This is a genomic window from Photorhabdus sp. RM71S, from assembly GCF_042879355.1.
GTDB classification, from domain to species: domain Bacteria; phylum Pseudomonadota; class Gammaproteobacteria; order Enterobacterales; family Enterobacteriaceae; genus Photorhabdus; species Photorhabdus kayaii.
Genome location: NZ_JBHFKV010000248.1, coordinates 1 through 304, shown reverse-complemented (window position 1 = coordinate 304; position 304 = coordinate 1). Strand labels below are relative to the sequence as shown.

The window sequence follows — 304 nt, the reverse complement described above, 5'->3', positions numbered from 1 at the left end:
TCAGATTCATTACCGGCTCTCAGGCCGGGCTTACAGTCAACTGGATAAAGTCGTGTATGCCCGACTCAAGGTGGGGATGTTTATTTTGGCGACCAATGAAACGGACGATAAAGCGCTGGATATGGCCGCGTTGCTCGCGAATGACAAAGCCCAGCAGAAAGTTGAGCGAGGTTTTCGATTCCTAAAAAGTCCTGAGTTCTTAACCTCATCCATGTACCTGAAAAAACCGGAACGCATCGAAGCCTTATTGATGGTGATGACGTGTAGCTTAATGGTGTATGCGGCGCTGGAACATAAAATTCGC

General features: G+C 48.0%; 1 protein-coding gene. It reads left to right on the top strand.

Annotated elements, in window-relative coordinates; genetic code table 11:
* A partial coding sequence (locus ACGF5R_RS24750) for an IS1634 family transposase (RefSeq protein ID WP_387693297.1) occupies nucleotides 1-304 on the top strand: 304 nt, incomplete at both ends.